The organism is Shouchella hunanensis (assembly GCF_028735875.1).
In the GTDB taxonomy this organism is placed as follows: Bacteria; Bacillota; Bacilli; order Bacillales; family Bacillaceae_D; genus Shouchella; species Shouchella hunanensis.
Genome location: NZ_CP117834.1, coordinates 773,889 through 794,075 on the forward strand (window position 1 = coordinate 773,889; position 20,187 = coordinate 794,075).

Genomic DNA, 20,187 nt, shown 5'->3' on the forward strand with positions numbered 1-20,187 from the left:
TTGACCTTGAGAAACGATGTACCTGATGTTCCAGTAACAATGGACATTATCATTTCAAAGTTATATGCTTCACTCGTGAAGTCTGTCTACGAACAATTTGGAGATGAAGGAGTAAACAAAGTCGAGCAAGGGGTACAAGCTTTGCTTGATGAGCAGTTAAACGATTTAAACAAACGTTCGTCTCATTCCTATAAGCAGCTAGACGAACGTGCACGCTATTCCATCCCACATTTAGCTAATGCTTCGGAAGTGAAAGAAACTCACCGTGCATATGAACAGATTCAAAAAGAGGCAGGAATTGAACCCTTTACGATTTACGCTATGATGGCAAAGCTCTTTGCGCATATTGCGAAAGCGGTTGTTGATCGTTTTGACGAAGATGGCAGACAAGCCATTAGAGAAGGGGTTCGTCATTTCGGTGAAGCCCGTGGGCAAGACATTGCCAGACGAGCAGCGGCAAAAGGATTGCCTAACACAGCTGAAAACTATTTAACCAATTATGATATGGGTCGTAGTGACCTGTTTGAGTTTGAAACCACATACCATCCAAAAGAAATCGAGCAAACCTTTACTGTTTGCGCATTCGGTGATCAATGGAAAAAAGATGGAACCGGTGAGCACGGGATTCTCTACTGTCAAATGATAGATCCTTCTATTGCAAAAGGTTACAACCGGAATTTCGATGTTCTTCATGATCGCTATGTGTTAAAAGAAGGCGACTGTCATTTTCGCTTCCAGATGAAAGAGGATGAATCGAATTAATACATGCTCCTGAACAAATGTATCTTTAAATAAATTTTTTTATAACATGAACGATTTAAAAAATCCTCATTTTTCGCTACTTCTAGTTGATTGAAGTAGTCTTTTTTTTTGCCTTCTTTCTATCTCAATCATATTTCCCAATGGACAGGCTCTTGATTAGCGAACAATTGTTCTGTATACTTTTTTTATACGAAAATATGTTCGTGTTTTTATTTTTTTTGCGAACGTTCTCTATTATAAAAAGAGGTCAAGGAGGTCATTTATGTGGATGAAGCCCATACAAAGAGAAAACAGTCCGTCCGATTAATGATTGAATTATTCCTAAAAGATCGTGACCATCAACAGCTTTTCTTAACGGCACAACAATACCCTACTCCAATGAATCAACTTGCACTTGATGATGCGTTTCGGCGTTTTTTCACGCGTATTAAAACGGTTCAATACATTAGTAGACTTATTAAAGGGTATTCAGTCGATTTTGATAAGCGTGTACGAAATCAACCTTTAACTGTTTCCATTGACGAAAAGCAAACAGATGATGGCTATTCTACTTTTATTGGAATGATTCGTGCCGGTGATGTTCTAGATGATCTTGAGCACGCATTGGATGAAGAAGGTTCTACTGCTGAATTATTTGCAGACAAGTATATTTCCCAAGCGTTTTCACAGCTTAATTCGATGCAGCAAACCATTTTAATCTATTCATACTTTTATGGCTATCAAAACAAAGAAATTGCCCTTTTCCTAGATGCATCAGAACAACGAATCTCATACAACAAAAAGCGCGCCCTTGAACGTTTAAAATCAAGCGTACCAAAAATAAATGAGGAGAATGAACAATGAGTTTTCACTATGAAAAGATCTTAGAAGATTTTCAACCAAAAATAAAAAAAAGCCTCTACCAAACCGCACCTGCAAACAGAGAAGATTTGGAACAGGAAATTAAAATGAAAATCTATGAGAAAATGGATGTCATCCAGAATATCAATGCTCCAGGTTTTTACGAATTTGTTAGTGGCCATGAGGAAGTAGCGGAAACAATTGGTTTATACTTACTACATCATGAAAAGAACAAGAAAGAATACGAGTAGAATCGCTTTATTTATCAAAAGAAAAGCGATTCTACTAAGCCGTTATTCCTTAACAGAACCTAGCACGATTCCTTTTACAAAATACTTTTGAAGAAATGGGTAAACGAGAATAATTGGTAATGCACCAATAAAAATTTGAGCAGAGCGAACCGTCCGTTCTGATAGAGCCCGGACTTCATCAGGATTTACATTCATTTGTGAATAATCATTTTGTACAATTATCGTTTGTAAAAACGTCGATAATGGATATTTCGACGAGTCGGTTAAATAAATAAGCCCATCGAACCATGAATTCCATTGTCCTACCATTGTAAACAGACCTACCGTCGCAAGTGCCGGTAATGAAATCGGTAAATAAATGCGAAAAAGGATCTTAAAATGACCGGCACCGTCTATTAAAGCGGCTTCTTCTAACGATTTAGGCACTCCTGTTCGAAAGAAATTTAACAGTAAAATCATATTAAAAACATTTACTGCTCCTGGTAGAACAAGTGCCCAAATCGTATTAATCATTCCGAGGTTTTGAATTAAAATATACGTTGGAATTAATCCTCCGTTAAATAGCATAATAAAGATCAGTGTATATACATACCATTTTCTACCTCGGAACTCATGATCTTCTTTTGACAGTGCATAGGCCGCAAGTGTCACAACAGTTAAACTAATCAACGTCCCAAGAACCGTTCGAAAAACACCGTTCCAAAGCGCTCTTAGGAAATTTTCATTTCCAAGGGTTTGCTCCCAAGCAGCAAACGTAAAGTCAATCGGAAAAAAGCGAACCAAATTCGCATTTGCCGGCGCTGAAGCGCTAAACGATACTGCTAAAATATGAATAAGCGGCAAGATACAAAGAATACCGAGGACAAGAAGAAAGATATTGTTACATAGTGAAAACAGTTTATAAGAACGACTTCGATGATGCATAGCTCCTCCTCCTTCTAAAAGATGCGATAGTTTGCGTACTTGTAAGCTAAGCGATAACCGGTCACAATGAGAATAAAGGCAATAACAGATTTAAATACACCGACTGCTGTTGCATAGCTAAAATTCCCGCCAAGCAGCCCTTGTCGATAAACATATGTGTCAATGATGTCACCTTTATCATAAACAAGTGGGTTATATAAATTAAAAATTTGATCAAATCCCGCATTTAAGATATTTCCTAGTGCGAGCGTTGCCACAACGATGGTAATGGGTAGTAGACTTGGAAGCGTTATGTGAAGAACTTGTTGCAAACGATTAGCTCCGTCGACGATTGCAGCCTCGTACAAACTGGGGTTAATTCCTGCTAACGCTGCCAGGAAAATGATTGCCGAAAATCCAAAGTCTTTCCAAACATCCGATACGATAACAGTTACGCGAAACCAATCACTATCTCCTAAAAAGAAAATTGGATTCATACCAAAGATCCCGATAAATTGATTGATTAACCCACCATCAACCGATAAAAGATCAAGTAAAATACCGCCTAAAATAACCCATGACAAAAAATGGGGTAAATAGACTAACGTTTGGATCGAGCGCTTATAAGCGATAATTCGAACTTCATTTAATAGTAAAGCAAACACAATAGGCACGATAAGCTGGAAGATTATTTTGAAGGTGGAAATGACAAGTGTATTCCAAATGACTTGTCTGCCTTCTTGAAATTCAAAGATGCGAATGAACTGATCAAACCCAACCCATTCGGATCCTAAAAAGCCTTCCCATGGCTTAAAGTTTTGAAAGGCCATAATAATACCTGCTAAAGGAATATAATTAAATACAAGTGCAAAGAGTATTGCTGGCAGCACAAGTACGTGTAGCGGCCAATTACGCTTCATATTCCAAGGCTGTTTCTTCTTTTTAACGAGAGGCTGTATCGTCTCACTTTTTAGTTGGGCCACGCTTCTTTCCCTCCTTAGCGCTGTCTAAATTCATGTGGCGTCTGCTTAAATTCTTTCTTGAACACTCGAATAAAATAAGAGGCATGCTGATACCCTAATTCTTCTGATATTAGACTGACTTTCATATTCGTTTGTGTTAATAACGTAACAGCACGATTCATGCGTAAGCGGTGAATATAATCTGTCAATGTTTCGCCTGTTTCTTCTTTAAAACGCTTTGATACATAGGATGGATTTAAATATAGATTCGTTGCTATGTCTTGTAGCGTTGGCTGCTTCATAAACGAAGCATCTATAAATTCTTTCACTCTTTTTGCTAGCGAATCTTGTTGAATTTCTTCGCTAGTTGAATCCACTAGCGGTTTACGAAGATACTGTTTTGCCTGCTTCCAAAAAATTAATGGCGCCCCCACTTTTATCGTCACTCCATAAAAAAGATCCTTTTTCAATGCTTTTCGTAATCGAACGGCACGATCATGAACATCTTTTTCTACTAGCAATGGATCACTGTGATGTACAGGATAAAGAAGATAAGAGATCGCATTTAGAGAGACATGTTTTTCTAATAAAACATAAGCTTCTGCAAGTTCTTCATTAATCATCTGCTTCCAGCCATGGCTTGAATTCTGGCTGTGCTCAACACGAACGGTAATGGGAATGGTACGAATATCGCTTTGATGAGCCATACCGTAATGCACAAGCTCTGCTTTTAGAGCATCATCTCCCTTTTCTCCACTAATCCATGGCTGAAAGACCGACTCTCCTACAAAACTTAAGTTACTTTTTATCGCTGCAACAGTTTGTTCTTGCATATACCGTTCCTTTTTCTCTTCAATCTTTTTTACTAATGCTTGTTCAACTGCATAAATGAGCTCTTCATCTCTAACTGGTTTTAGTAAATAATCGACTGCCTGTGCCTTTATCGCTGCTTGCGCATAGGAAAAATCTGAATAACCAGAAAGTAAAATACATTTAGGTTGTATGGAAAACTTCGTTACATCCTGTAATAACTCAAGACCTGAACGCCCTGGCATACGTATATCGGTAATCAAAACATCTATAGGAAATGCCGCTAAGATTTCATTCGCTTTTCGAGCGGAGCGTGCACAGTGAACCTGGCTAATCGTAAGTTGATGCCATGGTAAGCTTGCTAATCCTTGTAATGTAGCGTCTTCATCATCCACAATTAATAGCTGGTACATACCATCACTCCCCATTTTGATACGCTTTGTCCAGTTTATATAAAAGAGTAACGTTTAAACCGCCAAGCTCAGAAAAGCCGACAACTAAACCTGAATTCGCCCCAAAACGATGGCGCATGCGTTGATGAACATTCCGTAGTCCGTAATGATTCATCGCCTCTTCTTGGGATTCTAGTAGCTTCTGAATCCTAGCTAATGAATCAGTCGAGACAGTGTGTCCATTATCATCTACGCATATTTGCCAGCCTTCTTCTAGAAGCTTTCCATGAATTCGAATTTCCGCCCTTTCCTCGACATCAGCTATCCCATGAACGATGGCATTCTCCACAATAGGCTGAATAAGTAGTCGCGGAATAGGTTGCTTTAAAAGGTCTTCTGGTAGATTCATAGAATAGCTTAAATCACGCTTCCGCAAAGAATGGATGGCTAAAAAATTGTTTACTAACTTCAATTCTTCTTCTACAGTCGTTTCTTCCTTTTCTACTTCTGTTCGATAGCGGAAATAGTCACCTAAATGAAGCGCCATTGCTTCGACAGCATCTGTATTGTTTATTTTCGCCATGTTTTTAATATAGAAGAGGCAATTGTATAGAAAGTGTGGATCTATTTGAGCTTGCAGCAATTTTAATGTTGCTTGCTGAGATCGAATTTTCTCTTCATACACTTCTTCTATTAACGTTTGAATTTGATCAGCCATATCATTAAACCCACTCATTGCAATAGCAAATTCCTTTTGGTCTGGAACAGCCATCCGCGTGTAGTAGTGTCCTCTTTTAAACTGGAGAATGGCATCCTTTAATGTTCCGATTGGCTGCAATAATTGCGTATTTAATAACCAAGCTGCAGCAACACCTAAAAGCAACAACACAAATCCAGTTGCATAAAACCAAGTTCGTGTTGTCGCAATAGGACTTAACACATCTTCTAGCGGAACAAGATCGACGAGAACCCAATCTAAACTTGTCGAGGAAATATACGATAATGTGTAATCATCTTGACCTAATGTAAACCGTTCCGTTCCCCTCTCTTCGTCATCTAATTGGAGTGAAAAGTTGTAATCCAGTGGAAACTCATGATTGGTGCCTACCGGTTTAATTAATTCGTGATGTGGATGATACAGGAATGAATAACCATCATTTGCTAGAGCTAAATCATTTAAATGGTGTTGGACAGCTTCAATATAAATCCGTGCTTCAACAATAACAGCTTGATTCTCATTATGATGAGTAATCGAGTCTTTCACGTGCTGAACAAAATAAGGGCGATCCGAATCATTCCCTTCTCCATCGGCAATATATGTCCAGGAAGGGGATAGCGTTTCTGGTCGTTCTGGGGATTTCATCATGGTGGATAATTGTCTTTCCCCATCCGGAAAAAAGATCGTCACATCAACTAAAAATGTACTAAGCTGCTGGTAAAGCAATAACTTCTCTTGAATGTCCTGCTGAAGCTCTATTGAATCGTACGGACTCAGTAAATCAATATTCCTTAGTCGATTTGTATCCGAATCAATGCTTAATGCCACGAGAAATTGTGACACTTGCCAAAGATCCGCTTCTAGACGATTCATTGAGACATCAAGCCGATTGATGTTTCGCGTATCGATTTCATCTCGAACCACTCGTTCACTGACCATGTTTGAATACGTATAAACAATGACTACAGGTACTAGAAAAAGAATAATGCTTACGACCATCTTGTAAAATAAGCTTTTTTGTTTGAACATAACGCTCCCCCCTAAGCGTTATTGTAAGCGATAAACAACCAGCTAGTATGCCAATTCAGAGAAAAAGACAGCGTTTTCTTTTTACGCTGCCCGTTTTTTGTTCATTCACTCGAATTGACAACGTCAAACCATTCGTTCACTTCTGCAATGACATCGTCGCCGCCCTGGCTTCTCCATTGCTCAACCAGACCATCAAATTCATCAATTGGCGTTTCACCGTAAATCATTTTATTAAAGCCTTCGCTTAGTAACGTATCAAGTGCATCCCCCCGGCTAACCATTGTTTCTGTCGGTCGCCCTGTAAACATACTTGGTATTTGCGCATCCGCACTATCAACCACTATGCGGGCACCTTCCCACGCTTGTTCTGGATATTGAAGATACACTTTGCGTTCAAACGGGGTTTTTGGCTCTTCTCCTCTTGCGAAATCTGCAAGCGCATTAATATAAAGGCTTGGAATACGCGCACCATCAAATGTGAGTGTGTACTTTACAGGATCAATTCGCCCACCTGGGATATCCTCTTCTCCATACTTCACGTCTCCATTTTCGAAAACGTAGTCATACCCTTCAGCAAACCCATATTCAAATTCGCTTCCCTCTTCTGGATTTGCAAAATTCTCAAATAAATAATTTTGATACACAAAAAATGCTTGAATTTCATCTTCTGTTGCATTTTCATTAAACATAACTGCACCATTTTGTGATGTAATGCCTGTCGAGCGCCCTTTTAGCCCCTCTGGTCCGGTTGGGATATCATACGCTTTATACTCCGCACCTTCTACATTTTCCAACACTTCAGCTAATGGCCAATCTGGCATCCAATGCGGTCCAGCAATGATTCCGGCACGACCAGCGGTAAACAATTCTGCAGCCTTGCCCTCGTCCCATAAACCGGACTCTTGGTGAAGATACCCTTCATCCATCCAACGTTTTAACGTTTCTAAGCCATCTTTTATTTCAGGCTGGATATCTCCATTCACGAGAGTGCCATCTTCAGCAAGATTGTACTGATTTGGCATCCCTCCGTGTGCACCAAAGACCCAGTCTACCGTTGACATCCACGTGTTTAATTGGTTTGTAAAGCCTGCAGCAAGACCGTATACTTTCTCTCCGGTTCCAGTGGGATCACCATTTACAAACGCATCCATGATTTCTTCAATGTCCTCCAACGTTTCGGGAGCGTCAAGACCTAGATTGTCCATCCAATCTTGTCGAATGAACAGAACGGTATCACCATTCATTTCATAATCTAATATCGGAATAGCAAATCGCCCTTCTTCCCGAGTATATGGATCCCACGCATGCGGATCAGCTGCCATTGCTTCTTTCCACGTATCGGACGCATATTTATCAAATAATTCTCCAACCTCTTTCACGCGGCCAGAATCGATTAAATCCTGTGTAAGAGGACTTCTTAACGCTAAAATCGAGGGTAGTGGTTGATTGGAAGACATCTCTAGTTGAAGCTTTGTTTCAAATGTCTCACCAGGTCCACTTGTAGTCCACATATAATTCAAATCAATGTTGAACGTATCTTTTACCCATTCAGTATGAACATTGTCTTCAATTGTTTCACCGTCACGAAAGAAAATATCACCAGAGACATGTTTAATTAAGTCTAATCTGACTGGTTCTTCAAACCGTTCTGGCAATTCATCAGCTGATGCTACGGCCTCCACCGTACTTTCTCGGTCGTTTGACGAATTGCTACAAGCTGCAAGCGCGATGACAGCAACACTTGTCATTAGAATAGATCCATATCTTTTCACTTCTTGCTCCCCCTTACCTTTTGTGTAGTCAGGCTTTTTTTCACTATTTGTAAGCCCTTTCATTTCACTATATCGCTTCTATTAGACTTTTAAAATAATACTTCTTTTAGATTTATAACACTCTGTTGTCATTCTTAACAGCATCTTTTGTTCTCAACAAAAAAAGGCCATTAATCGACCTTTTTCACTTCCATGACAATAGAGTCACTAACCGGTTCAAAACCAATTTCTTGGTAAATGTGATTGGAGGTAGGGTTATCTAAGTCCGTATACAGTAAAATAACTGAAAACCCATCCTTTATACACTGATGGCACAGAGCAGTGACACACCTTGTAGCAAAACCATTTTGCCGAAACGGTTTTGGTGTATAGACAAGGTTAATCGTCACGCTTTGACCGATCTTTCTTGTAGCGTTTGCCATTGCTACAGCGATACCGTCCACTTCTAGAAGATATAACCCACCTTTATCTAGCTGCTGTCTTGCCGTTTTTTCAGCTTCCTTTACCGTAATACGCTGCTCTGATAAATTCGCTTCATAGTCAAAATCTTGAATCCAATTTGCGACAAATGGAATATCTTCCCGCTTCATCTTCCTAATATGTCCTCCAGATATAGGACTTACAGATGTAAGATTCAATTGATACAAGCGCTGATTCATCACCGTTTGCACAGAACATGCTCTCGCTTTACCTAATAACTGAGTGATGTGCACGGTCGGTTCTTTCACCCCGACAAAGCGAGTAATGGGTCGATCCTTTAGCGCTTGAACGAAGACATTGATTACGGATCCTGATAGTTGCTTCGTTTTAAAAGCCAAGACGGCTTGGTTCGGTATTGTCTGCAAGCAAAAGACGTCATATTCAACACTACACATAAACAACGGAGGTTTGTTTCCTCTTAATGTTTGTTGTGCTAAACCTAGGAATAAACTATTTTCGACGCTGTTCTCCTTTAACGCTCTTACGCTTTCGTTGTAAAAAACGTCACTGTCTCTAAACAGATGAACCTTCACCTCACCGCCTCCTTTGTATCCTACGCTCTCTGTTCTACAATTTGAGCAATGTTCACAATGACTTGGACTGCTTTTTCCATATCATCAACGGATATATATTCATAACGCCCGTGATAATTTTGTCCCCCAGTGAAAATATTTGGCGTTGGTAATCCTTTATAAGACAGCTGGGAACCATCGGTACCACCACGTATTGGTCCAACAATGGGTTCAATTTCACATGCCTTCATCGCATCTAATGCTACATCAACAATCTCTGGATTAGGCTCAATTTTCTCTCGCATATTGTAGTATTGGTCCCGAATCTCAAGTGTGACATTGTGATCGCCGTGCTTTCCTTGCATTTGCCTTACAATTGATTCCATTTTTGCTTTTCGATTAGCGAAGACTTTGCGGTCAAAATCACGAATGATGTAATGCAATTCCGCATAATCCGTATCACCCTTCATTGATAAAAGGTGATAAAAGCCCTCGTAGCCTTCCGTAAATTCAGGCGCCTCATCTGCAGGCAATTGATCATTAAATTCCATGGCACGCTTCATCGCATTAACCATTTTATTCTTTGCTGTTCCTGGATGGGTACTCACACCTTGAAAACAAACCTTTGCTGCTGCCGCATTAAAGCTTTCATATTGGAATTCACCTAGCGGTCCCCCATCTAATGTGTAGGCAAAGTCAGCGTTAAAAGCTTCAACATCGAAGTGATGTGGACCTCTTCCAATTTCTTCATCTGGCGTAAAAGCCACTCGAATCTTGCCATGCTTAATCGATGGGTTATCGATTAAATATGCCATTGCTGTAACGATCTCAGCAATACCTGCTTTATCATCTGCACCAAGCAATGTCGTCCCATCTGTTGTCATGAGCGTGTGGCCAACATAGTTTGCTAATTCTGGAAATTGTTTTGGCGACAGCGTAATCGTTTCATTTAGCTGAATGTCACCTCCGCTGTAGTTCTCATGCACTCGTGGATGTACACCTTCACCTGTAAAGTCTGTCGCTGTATCCGTATGTGCTAAAAATCCAATTGTCGGAGTTGATTTGTCGGTAGTTGCTTCAAGTGTCGCCATTACATATCCATTATCGTCCATAGCAACGTCTTTCATGCCAATCTGTTTTAACTCTTCTACCAGTAACTGCCCGAGCTCAAGCTGCCCTTTTGTTGTCGGTACTTCATGACTTGCTTCTGATGACTGAGTATTTATTTTTGCATAGCGTGTTAAGCGTTCAATAAGTTGTTGTTTCAATGAGCTAACCTCTTTTCCAATTGTATTAGTTTTAGTATAGCGGTCTTTTTTTACCCTGCACAGAAAAAAATGATCGCACCATTTGGTAAACTATGATATATTCATATCTATGCATATTTATTAACTTATTCAATATATAGAACGTGTAGGAGGATAACAATGGATCACATGGGCTTTATCTCGCTCATCCCCCCGCTTATTGCGATAGGACTAGCGATTACAACTAAGAACGTACTCGTTTCTCTATTTACCGGGTTGTTTGCTGGCGTTCTTTTACTGACTAGCGGGAACCCAATAACAGCGACAACAGAAACAATAGGTGAATATTTATTCCCTCAACTAACAGATAGCTACAATGCTGCCGTCCTTGTATTACTCTTGTTTATTGGTGGATTTGTTGGTTTAATTGAGAAATCAGGTGGATCAGCCGCGTTAGCAAAACGAGTTGTCCGCTTTTTAGATACAAAGGCTAAAACACAGATGGCCGCTTATGTCGGTGGTTTAACGATCTTCTTTTCTGATTTAGGCTCTCCTTTAATTGTTGGTCCCATCTTTGAAAAGATTTTTGATAAAGCGAAAATATCTCGAGAAAAATTAGCGTGGATTATTGATTCTACCGCTTCCCCCCTTGCCGTTATGATTCCTTTTATTGGCTGGGGTGTTTACATCATGGGGTTAATTCGTCAAGAGTTTGACAATATTGGCTCGGACATGTCTGAATTTACTGCTTTTCTTCAGGCCATTCCGTTCCAACTTTACCCGATCTTAGCTGTGGCAATTGTTCCGTTTATCGCCTTAACCAAACTGGACTTTGGACCAATGGCACGAGCCGAACAACGTGTAGAAAAAACAGGTGAATTGTATTGGAAGAGCTCTCGCCCGCTTCGATACAGTGAGCCAGTTGATGAAAACCAAAAAAGTTATGCAGTCTTAATTTGGTTGCCATTACTAACACTCTTCGTTACGCTATTTGGCCTTTTACTGACCCATGGCTTTCCATTTGAGCCTGTTGCTGGCGGCGATTTCCGCGTTGCTTTAAGTACTGCTTACTTATTTGCTAGTATTGTTCTGATTGGCTTAATGGTTTTATTAAAAGTAAAACGGTTCTCTGAAGCATTTGAACTCTATTCAAAAGGAATGCAGAAGATGGTGTTTGTATTAGCCACGCTTGTATTAGCCTGGGCATTAGGAACTGTTATGAGTGAAATGGGGACGGCAAACTATGTGATAGAGTTATTACAGGACAGTGTTCCTGGTTACCTTGTTCCTGCCATTCTCTTCCTTGTAGCGGTCTGCATCTCGTTGGCAACTGCAACGTCATGGGGAACTTTTGCGATTATGATGCCGTTTGCGATACCGATGGCTTTTGGTCTTGATGCCCATCTTGCGGTTTGTATCGGTGCAGTTCTCTCAGGAGGGATATTCGGGGATCACTGTTCACCTATTTCCGACACAACGATTCTTTCTTCTACTGGTGCAGGTTGCGATAATGTCGATCACGTCAAAACGCAATTTCCGTACGCTTTGTTAAATGGCTTCATTGCATTTATTGTCTTTATTTTTGCTGGCATTACAGGAAGCTCACTCGTCTTTTTAGCTGCTCTCGCTTTCATGATGGTAGCGGTCTTCCTCATCGGAAAACGAAAACCGAAACATGTTCAAATCTAAAAAGAGCGTTGCGTACGCAATTTTTTTAGGGTGTAATTATGACCACATCGTCCCTTTTATTTAGGGGTGATGTGGTTTTTTTATGATCGGTAAAAAAAGCTTATTGACATCTTTTCGTCAATAAGCTCTCGTATTTAACCTTTCACACCTGTTAAGGCAATCCCTTCAATAATCTGTCGTTGAGCAAAGAAATAAACAATCAATACAGGAACAACAGAAATCGTAGCACCTGCCATTAGTAAAGGCCATTGTGTTACATACAACCCTTTAAACATTGCCAGTAGAAGTGGAACCGTAAACAACTCGGTGCTACTTAGAAACGTAAGCGGCTGGATAAAGTTATTCCAAATGCCGATAAAAGAAAAGATTCCAAATGCTGCTAGGGCAGGCTTTATTAAGGGAAGCATGATCCGCAAATAGATAAAAGCAGGATTGGCCCCATCCATTACAGCTGCTTCTTCCATTTCTTTTGGGATCCCAAGCATAAATTGTCTAAGTAAGAACACTCCGAATGCATTAAAGAGAGCATTTGGCACAATGATGGATAAATGGGTATTCACCCATTGAAGCTGATCTAAAATAAGGTAAAGCGGAATAAGTGTTACTTGCATAGGCACCATCATCGTTGCTAAAAAAGCAATGAACAACACTTTCGATCCTGGGAACTTTAATTTGGCAAAAGCATAAGCAGCCATTGAGCACGTAATAATTTGACTAAGTACCACAATGGTTGAGATATAGAAACTATTCCAGTATGCTCGACCAAACGGCATTGCATTTAGGGAATCAACGAAATTACTCCACATAATAGGATCTGGAATAATGGTAGGCGGGATGGAAAACATTTGCTCAAACGACTTTAAACTACTCAATCCCATCCAAATAAACGGACCTGCCATAACAAGAGAACCTAAAATGAGTGCAAGATGAAGGAAAACGGTAGAGGGTTTCACTTTTCGCTTCACTGCTGGTTGGACAGGAGGTTGTATTTGGCGCTGCGCGTTATCTGCCGTTGTCTTCATAGTGCACCCACTTTCTTGAAACCGTAAACTGGATTAAGGTAAAGATTAAAATAATGACGAATAAAATCATAGCTGCAGAGGTACTCGTACCGAAAGAACTTCGTGTAAAGGCTTCATCAAAAATATGAAGAACGAGTGTATAACTGGCGTTTCCTGGTCCCCCTTGCGTCATGACATATGCTTGGTCAAACACTTGGAATGAACCAATTACTGTCATAATCGCAACAAAGAACGTTGTTGGAGATAATAATGGCATCGTAATGTTTTTAAATTTCTGCCAAGCTGAAGCGCCGTCAATTTCAGCTGCTTCATAATAACTTCTTGAAATACCTTGAAGACCAGCTAAGAAGATAACCATGTTCGTCCCAAGTCCCCACCAAATACTTAGCATCGCGATTGATGGAAGCACAAAGCGTCGATCCGTTAACCAGTTTGGCCCATCAATACCAACTGACGCAAGCACTTGATTAATTAAGCCAAAATCACCGTTTAACAACCACATCCAAATGACTGCGATGGACACGGAGCTTGTCACGACTGGCATAAAGAAGAACATCCGATAAAAATCTTTTCCCTTCACTTTATTAAGGGCTAAAGCAGAAAGAAGTGCAGCGGCTATCCCCCCAGGTATGACGATTAGCGAGTAAATGGTTGTATTTCGTAACGCCGCTCGAAAATTACTATCTTGAAATTGTGCAATGTAATTTTCAAGTCCGACAAAGGTTCGTTCACCGAAACCGTCCCAATTCATAAAGCTTATACCAAAAGCGAATAGTAGCGGTAATAAAGAAAAGAGAATCATTCCAATCATCTGTGGTGCAATAAACGCGTATCCCCACCACTTTTCACGTTTTGTAAACAAAACTACCCCTCCTTTTAGAAAGAGGAGGAGACAAGCTCCTCCTATCCATGTTTCTCTATTTATTCAACCGCTTCTTTTGCTTTTGCTGTTGCTTGTTCTAATGCGTCTGCTGCATCCATATCTCCGAGCATCATTAATTCATAAATGTCTTCCAAATCTTCACTTAATCCTGGAGATGTAAATTCAAGACCAATGACTCGACCCACACTACGAGCATCTAGTAAATATTGACCATGTTCTGGACGATCCTGATTTAAGACAATTTCATCAATGCCTACTACTGAAGGAACTGCATTCCCCTCACCATCTAAACGTACTTCCTGTCCATCAGTGGATGTGTAGTAGGAAATGAATTTCATTGCTTCTTCTACATGATCTGATTTTGAATTAACCGCCATATAGGCAGTAGCAATATTAGCTGTTTCAATTTGTTCATCTGTATTAGAAGGAAATGGAATATAGTCAAAATCAATACTTGTGTCTAGGAACATGGGCGTTAACCAACGGCCTGCTGAAACAAAGCCAACTTGGTTTGACATAAACATCGCTTCGATTCCTTGGCCTTCAGGCATCGTCCCTGCATACGTAAAGTTTCCTTCATCTATCATTCGATCAACGTATTCAAATGCTTCCATCGTTTTTCCATCGGTGTCTCCAACAATGGCGTCCTCAGTTGCAAACTCACCGCCATTTGTCCAAATCCAGTTCAACATTGCGCCATGACCACTTTCTTGCATGTATCCGTGATTACCCGATTCATTTAATTGACGAGTGATGTCTTCAAACGTTTCCCAATTCCATTCACCGTTCTCATACAATTCTTGAGGAGATGGTATGTCGTTCTCTTCTAATAATGCTTTGTTGTAGTACATGAGGATAGGGTTACAATCAACCGGTAGACCATAAACAATGCCATCATTTCTTGAAGCGCCCCAGATGTCTTCAGTAAATTCATCTTCCGTAACGTATGAATCTCCACTATCTAAAAAATCTGATAATGGTTCAATTGTGCCATTTGACATAAGAGTAGAAATATTCTCAGCACCTACATAAAACACATCTGGTGCTTGACCGCCTTGTAAACGAGTTGTTAACGTTTGGAAATAATTGTCGTTCGGTAAGCCTGTTAACGTCACTTCAATGTCATCCTGCATTTCATTAAATGCATCTACTGCCCGGTTATACACATCCAGTTCAGCGGGATTGCCCCATGCAGAAAAAGATAGTTCAACAGCATCTCCGTTACTTCCAGTAGATGAGTCTGACCCAGATCCACAAGCAGCCAATGTCGTAATAGCCAATGCAGAAACAAAACCAACGCCAAAAACTTTTTTCATTTTTTTCACTCCCCCGATTGATTGAAAACGTTTACAAGTTGTACTATTAAAAAAATGACGAAAACGATTACGTTGCGTTTAAAAAAGGTTCATATCATTATTATAGAACAGATTCCACTTTTCGTTGTGTGTAATATTTTTTATGACAAGGGTAATTTATTGCGGTCTATACCATGATTCCATTCTAGGAGGACATTCTTATGACTGATCACTCAGCCTTTATTAGAGGTACACACTCATTTACGTTTCAGTTCTTACCTGAAACCGGTTTACTCAGTTTATGGAATATCGGGTGGGAAGTACGATCAGATCCTTCTTATTATTGGGATGGGCAAACAAGGAATGTAGATAATAACACACTTATCTTTCAATATACGATTTCAGGTTCAGGTAAGCTAGAAATTGATGGGCGAACCATTACGGTTCAACAACATGAAGCTTTTATCATTGCAGTTCCTGGTAATCACCGTTACTATTACCCTGAAGATGGGAAAGAGCCGTGGGAATTTATTTACATTGCACTTCAAGGCCCGACAGTCGAAGATATTTGGTCACGCCTCATTCAGGAAACCGGACCAGTTGTCGCACTTTCACCAGATAGCTATTTAATTCGCTCTTTATTCTCCATCTATGCAGAAACAAAAGCAGACCGACTTCGGGATCCTTATTTAGCAGCAGCTCAAGGCTATCAATTTTTACTTGAATGCTTTCGCACGCTGCATTCTCATACGCCAAAGGGAGATTCCTATTATTATCAACAAGCCTATTCCTATATTGAATCAAATTTCCACAAACAGATTTCTTTAGACGATGTGGCTGAACAAATTGGGTTGTCACGCTATAGCCTTACACGCTTGTTTAAAAAGCAAACCGGCGCAACGCCGATGGAGTTTGTTCGCGAGCTTCGCATTCGTAAAGCCTGTTCTATGTTAATCCATACGAACCGTCCGATCAAAGATATTTCCATTGAAGTAGGCTTTCTTGATGTGAATTATTTTCATAAAGTTTTTCGACGTTACACTGGATCAAGCGCTAGTTTCTTTCGAAAAAAAGGCGATTTCTCACAGATTTATTTACGTAAAACCAAACATGACTAACATGACAAATGTAACAATAAGATATCTTTTTCCGTAATACTATTCAAAAATAACCGCAAAGCTTCCGCAATTAACCGCACTCCCTTAAAGGTGTATGTAAAGTTCCGTTTATCCCTTCTCATCTGTTTATTCTTACGTATACTAACCTGTACAGGAACATGACAGAGAGAAGGCGGTGAACAAAAATGGACAAACGAATTCATTGGATTGATGCAGCGAAAGGGCTCGGTATTATACTCGTTATTATGAGTCATGCACCGATGGATCCTGAGCTCCGCGCCTTTCTATTTGCTTTTCATATGCCATTATTCTTCTATTTATCTGGTGTTGTATTCAAACCTAGTCGCCAAGCACCACTTGCTTTTGTCAAGAAGAAAGCGCGAGGATTACTTCTACCTTATTTTATCTTTTCGGCAATAACCTATGTGACTTGGTTCCTGCTTTTTCGTCATCTTCCATTTACACCTGGCGATAATGTTGATCCAATCCACCCTTTTACCGGGATATTTTTATCGACACCAGAGAACTATCAATTAACTTATAATCCTGCAATTTGGTTCTTAACTTGCTTATTTTTAGTTGAACTCTTATTCTTTTTCTATTATCGTTTGAGCCGAGGAAAATGGATCGGACTGTTTTTACTGACGGCCGCTATTTTAGGTTATGGTTCAACATTTTTACAATTCGCCATTCCTTGGAACGGATTTGTTGCTCTCACTGCCGTTGTTTTTTATGGTCTTGGATTTTTAACGAAATCGTTTTGGAAAACGCACTCTTGGAAAATCGTCGCTCCATTAGCAGTCAGTTTCTTTAGCATTATGTACTTCATTCAATCGTTTAATGAACGCATTGATATGCGTGGGAATATTTTAGGAGAAGCATACTTGTTTTATCCAGCAGCTATCTTAGGCATCATTGCTTTTCTCATGTTGATTCAAAAACTTCAACATGCAAAAGGTTTGCTCTATTTAGGCTCAAATTCCATTATCGTATTGCTCGTTCATATGCCCGTTTTGAATTTGGTAAAAGCAATGATGCACTATGGATTTGGGGTCAATCTTGATACGGCTAATACGCTTCCTTGGACCCTTCTGTTTACAGGTTTAACACTCTTATTAACCATTCCATTTATTGTCTTTTTCAACAAACATCCATGGTTCCTAGGTAAGAAAGAGACGAATAAGAAGACGAGAATGAGAACCCCTCAAGTCTCGTTTCGAGAAAAAAGCTATCCTAAAAGTATTTAATAAAGAACCCCATCAAGACCGCTAACCGATCTTAATGGGGCTCATTTTACTCTACAGGCCAACTTTCTTGTTTATAAGCCATATCCCAAAACATATATTCATAACGGCTCGTATTTAAGAAAATCTCCTCTAATCGTTCAAGTTCTTCTTCTGATTTTGATTCAGCAAGCTGGTCTAACGTATCAATTAACCAGTCGGCGATGGAACCAAAATCCTCTGATGAATACATTCGTACCCATTCTCCATAATATTCATGGTCTAGCGCCCCTGGTAATGTCGCAAGCGCTTTTCCAATCTCATAATAACTCCAAGCACACGGTAAAATCGCTGCGATTAATTCAGCAAGAGACCCTTTTTGTGCTTCTGCTAGCATCGCACTGCTGTAAGCTAACGTAACTGGTCCTGGTACAGTCGCTTCTAATTCCTCTCGACTCACGCCAAGTCGTTCAGCGTACGTACGATGAAGTTCCATCTCTGTATTTAACGTTTCGTCAAGTGCAGCAGCAAAGCCTGACATTGTTTTTAAATCAGGTGCGAGCACCGCTCCCATCGCCATGACTTTTGAATACTCAATTAAATACTTATAGTCTTGCTTCATATAGTACTTAAAGGATTCTTTCGGTAATGTACCATTACCAATGCCTTGAACAAACGGATGGTCATGGCTAGCTTTCCAAACGGCATCTGCACGTAAGCGAATACGTTGTGTAAATGACATACGATCACTCCTTATTAAAATAAAAAACCACTTTCTGAATAAGGAAAGTGGGTACACGTCATCTTAAAAACCGATTCGTATACACTTCCCTCCGCTAGTCCAAACTAGATCAGGTTATAAGGGTTAAGGTCATTAGCCTCTCTCAGCCACAATTGGCACCCCTAGTGATTTTAAACTTACTCGTTTCATCATAGTGCATTAAAAAGATTTCTGCAAGACAAGCCTCTGTACATGAGAATTGAGACCGCAACCCCACCTACTTCTCTCTTCTTTCTATTCAATTCTTTACTTAACATTGTTGCTTTCAGAGTGTTCATGCTATGCTTTTGATAATTCTAGATGCAAGGAGTATCGCAAATCATGATGTACGTTTACCTTTTTCTCTTTTTGTGCCTTTACGGCCTTGCCTGTTATTACATAGGCTTTAACGGGTATCGGTGGCTCAAAAGAAGTTTTGGTTTTTATTATAAGAAATCTTATACGATTGTCATTGTATTATTATCTGTTGCTTTTATCGCCTCATTTATTGTTTCATCAAGGCTATTGGAGCTAATTGGTGGCTACTGGCTCGCCATTGTTGGTTACGGCCTTCTCCTCATTCCTCTTGTGAACCTTATCTATTTTCTATCTGGAAGAAAGCCTATTGTTCACCTTGTTTCCGGTTATATCCTATCGCTTTGCTTTTTGGGACTTCTTATAATCGGTTCATTTAACGCTTGGTCACCAACAATTCGCCATTATAATGTATCACTAACAAACGAACCGACAGAAGAAGTCCGCTTTTTACTTGCTGCAGATTTCCATTTTGGTAACGTTATTGGTATGAACCATTTTGAACGCTTTCTTCAACTTGTTGAACAAGAATCTCCTGATGCCATCTTTCTTGCCGGAGACATTATTGACGACAACATCGACGCTTTTATTGAAGAACAAATAGCGGATGGGTTTTCACAGCTTGATGCGCCCCTTGGCGTCTTTGCGATTCCAGGAAACCACGATTATTACGGAGGCGACCTCTCTTTACTGAAACAAGAGCTCCGTTCTAGCGGCGTCAATGTCTTGTTAGATGAACACATGCATGTAGACGGACTTTTCACTGTCATTGGACGTAAAGACGAAACAGATTCTAATCGAAAGGGCATAGCGGAACTGATGGAACCTGCGAACGAACAACTTCCTATTATTATGCTTGATCACCAGCCACACGAAACGGTTGAAGCGGCTACTCACAATGTGGATATGATTTTGTCAGGACATACACATCGTGGACAACTCTTCCCTGGAAATTTACTCACTCAAGCGATCTATGAGAACGATTGGGGTCATAAACAAATTGACCAACTCCACTCTTTTACAACGTCTGGATTTGGGTTTTGGGGCCCTGCACTCAGAATCGGTAGTCGATCTGAAATTGTCATGATAACTGTAGAATTATAAGCAATGGCTACTTTTTACTTCTCTTACAGTTAACAAGTTCGTCTCATCCCTCATGGAACGTTGGGAAATATCTGTCTTCTCTATCAATCTGCAGATAAAC

Annotated in this window: 18 protein-coding genes and 1 riboswitch; of the genes, 7 read left to right on the forward strand and 11 right to left on the reverse strand. The window is 40.0% G+C overall.

What is annotated here, in order from left to right; translation table 11 throughout:
* The 3 genes from PQ477_RS04185 (at nt 1) to PQ477_RS04195 (ending at nt 1,853) form a co-directional block, all read left to right on the forward strand.
* Entirely contained in the window at nt 1-762 is a 762-nt protein-coding gene (locus PQ477_RS04185; protein WP_274272998.1) for an L-2-amino-thiazoline-4-carboxylic acid hydrolase, read from the forward strand.
* A 264-nt stretch (nt 763-1,026) separates the two neighbouring features.
* Nucleotides 1,027-1,605: a sigma-70 family RNA polymerase sigma factor gene (locus PQ477_RS04190; RefSeq protein ID WP_035394766.1), complete on the forward strand. Its 579-nt coding sequence runs from the start codon at nt 1,027-1,029 to the stop codon at nt 1,603-1,605.
* Nucleotides 1,602-1,853, forward strand: a complete 252-nt coding sequence (locus PQ477_RS04195) for a hypothetical protein (RefSeq protein WP_035394768.1) — start codon at nt 1,602-1,604, stop codon at nt 1,851-1,853. The genes PQ477_RS04190 and PQ477_RS04195 overlap by 4 nt, the downstream gene beginning before the upstream one ends.
* A 42-nt stretch (nt 1,854-1,895) precedes the next feature.
* Here the strand turns inward: PQ477_RS04195 and PQ477_RS04200 are convergent, their stop codons facing one another.
* The 7 genes from PQ477_RS04200 to pepT all read right to left on the reverse strand — a co-directional run bounded on the left by PQ477_RS04200 (nt 1,896) and on the right by pepT (nt 10,699).
* Nucleotides 1,896-2,777 carry a carbohydrate ABC transporter permease gene (locus PQ477_RS04200; RefSeq protein ID WP_035394770.1) on the reverse strand — a complete coding sequence of 294 codons (882 nt, stop codon included), beginning with the start codon at nt 2,775-2,777 and terminating at the stop codon, nt 1,896-1,898.
* Between the two features lie 14 nt (nt 2,778-2,791).
* Nucleotides 2,792-3,676, reverse strand: coding sequence for an ABC transporter permease (locus PQ477_RS04205; RefSeq protein WP_144560530.1), 885 nt, complete (start codon nt 3,674-3,676; stop codon nt 2,792-2,794).
* A gap of 77 nt (nt 3,677-3,753) precedes the next feature.
* Complete coding sequence (locus PQ477_RS04210; protein WP_035394773.1) at nt 3,754-4,941, reverse strand: response regulator; 1,188 nt, start codon at nt 4,939-4,941, stop codon at nt 3,754-3,756.
* A 4-nt stretch (nt 4,942-4,945) separates the two neighbouring features.
* Nucleotides 4,946-6,667: a cache domain-containing sensor histidine kinase gene (locus PQ477_RS04215; protein WP_274272999.1), complete on the reverse strand. Its 1,722-nt coding sequence runs from the start codon at nt 6,665-6,667 to the stop codon at nt 4,946-4,948.
* Nucleotides 6,668-6,768: 101 nt separating this feature from the next.
* Nucleotides 6,769-8,439 (reverse strand): extracellular solute-binding protein, encoded by a 1,671-nt coding sequence (locus PQ477_RS04220; protein WP_246117067.1) that lies wholly within the window; start codon nt 8,437-8,439, stop codon nt 6,769-6,771.
* Nucleotides 8,440-8,609: 170 nt separating this feature from the next.
* Nucleotides 8,610-9,452 carry a GNAT family N-acetyltransferase gene (locus tag PQ477_RS04225; protein ID WP_052007889.1) on the reverse strand — a complete coding sequence of 281 codons (843 nt, stop codon included), beginning with the start codon at nt 9,450-9,452 and terminating at the stop codon, nt 8,610-8,612.
* A 20-nt stretch (nt 9,453-9,472) separates the two neighbouring features.
* Nucleotides 9,473-10,699, reverse strand: coding sequence for a peptidase T (pepT, locus tag PQ477_RS04230; protein ID WP_274273000.1), 1,227 nt, complete (start codon nt 10,697-10,699; stop codon nt 9,473-9,475).
* 159 nt (nt 10,700-10,858) lie between these two features.
* Here pepT and PQ477_RS04235 point away from each other — a divergent pair, with 159 nt between their 5' ends.
* A complete protein-coding gene (locus tag PQ477_RS04235) occupies nt 10,859-12,367 on the forward strand; it encodes a Na+/H+ antiporter NhaC family protein (RefSeq protein WP_274273001.1) in 1,509 nt (502 codons plus the stop codon).
* 134 nt (nt 12,368-12,501) lie between these two features.
* Here the strand turns inward: PQ477_RS04235 and PQ477_RS04240 are convergent, their stop codons facing one another.
* From PQ477_RS04240 to PQ477_RS04250, 3 genes are read right to left on the reverse strand one after another with little or no spacing between them, the layout of a single operon-like run.
* Complete coding sequence (locus tag PQ477_RS04240; protein WP_081762117.1) at nt 12,502-13,389, reverse strand: carbohydrate ABC transporter permease; 888 nt, start codon at nt 13,387-13,389, stop codon at nt 12,502-12,504.
* Nucleotides 13,370-14,251 (reverse strand): carbohydrate ABC transporter permease, encoded by an 882-nt coding sequence (locus tag PQ477_RS04245; RefSeq protein ID WP_035394775.1) that lies wholly within the window; start codon nt 14,249-14,251, stop codon nt 13,370-13,372. Before PQ477_RS04245 ends, PQ477_RS04240 begins: the two co-directional genes overlap by 20 nt.
* Before the next feature lie 59 nt (nt 14,252-14,310).
* Complete coding sequence (locus tag PQ477_RS04250; RefSeq protein WP_035394777.1) at nt 14,311-15,588, reverse strand: ABC transporter substrate-binding protein; 1,278 nt, start codon at nt 15,586-15,588, stop codon at nt 14,311-14,313.
* A 200-nt stretch (nt 15,589-15,788) separates the two neighbouring features.
* Between PQ477_RS04250 and PQ477_RS04255 the strand changes: the two genes are divergently transcribed.
* Nucleotides 15,789-16,685: an AraC family transcriptional regulator gene (locus PQ477_RS04255; RefSeq protein WP_035394778.1), complete on the forward strand. Its 897-nt coding sequence runs from the start codon at nt 15,789-15,791 to the stop codon at nt 16,683-16,685.
* 185 nt (nt 16,686-16,870) lie between these two features.
* Nucleotides 16,871-17,932: an acyltransferase family protein gene (locus PQ477_RS04260; protein ID WP_274273002.1), complete on the forward strand. Its 1,062-nt coding sequence runs from the start codon at nt 16,871-16,873 to the stop codon at nt 17,930-17,932.
* Nucleotides 17,933-17,978: 46 nt separating this feature from the next.
* On the opposite strand, the gene tenA is transcribed toward PQ477_RS04260, so the two are convergent.
* Nucleotides 17,979-18,650: a thiaminase II gene (tenA, locus tag PQ477_RS04265; RefSeq protein ID WP_144559781.1), complete on the reverse strand. Its 672-nt coding sequence runs from the start codon at nt 18,648-18,650 to the stop codon at nt 17,979-17,981.
* 69 nt (nt 18,651-18,719) lie between these two features.
* Nucleotides 18,720-18,823, reverse strand: a riboswitch (TPP riboswitch).
* Between the two features lie 187 nt (nt 18,824-19,010).
* Between tenA and PQ477_RS04270 the strand changes: the two genes are divergently transcribed.
* Nucleotides 19,011-20,087: a metallophosphoesterase gene (locus PQ477_RS04270; protein ID WP_052007893.1), complete on the forward strand. Its 1,077-nt coding sequence runs from the start codon at nt 19,011-19,013 to the stop codon at nt 20,085-20,087.
* The last annotated feature ends 100 nt before the right edge of the window (nt 20,088-20,187 follow it).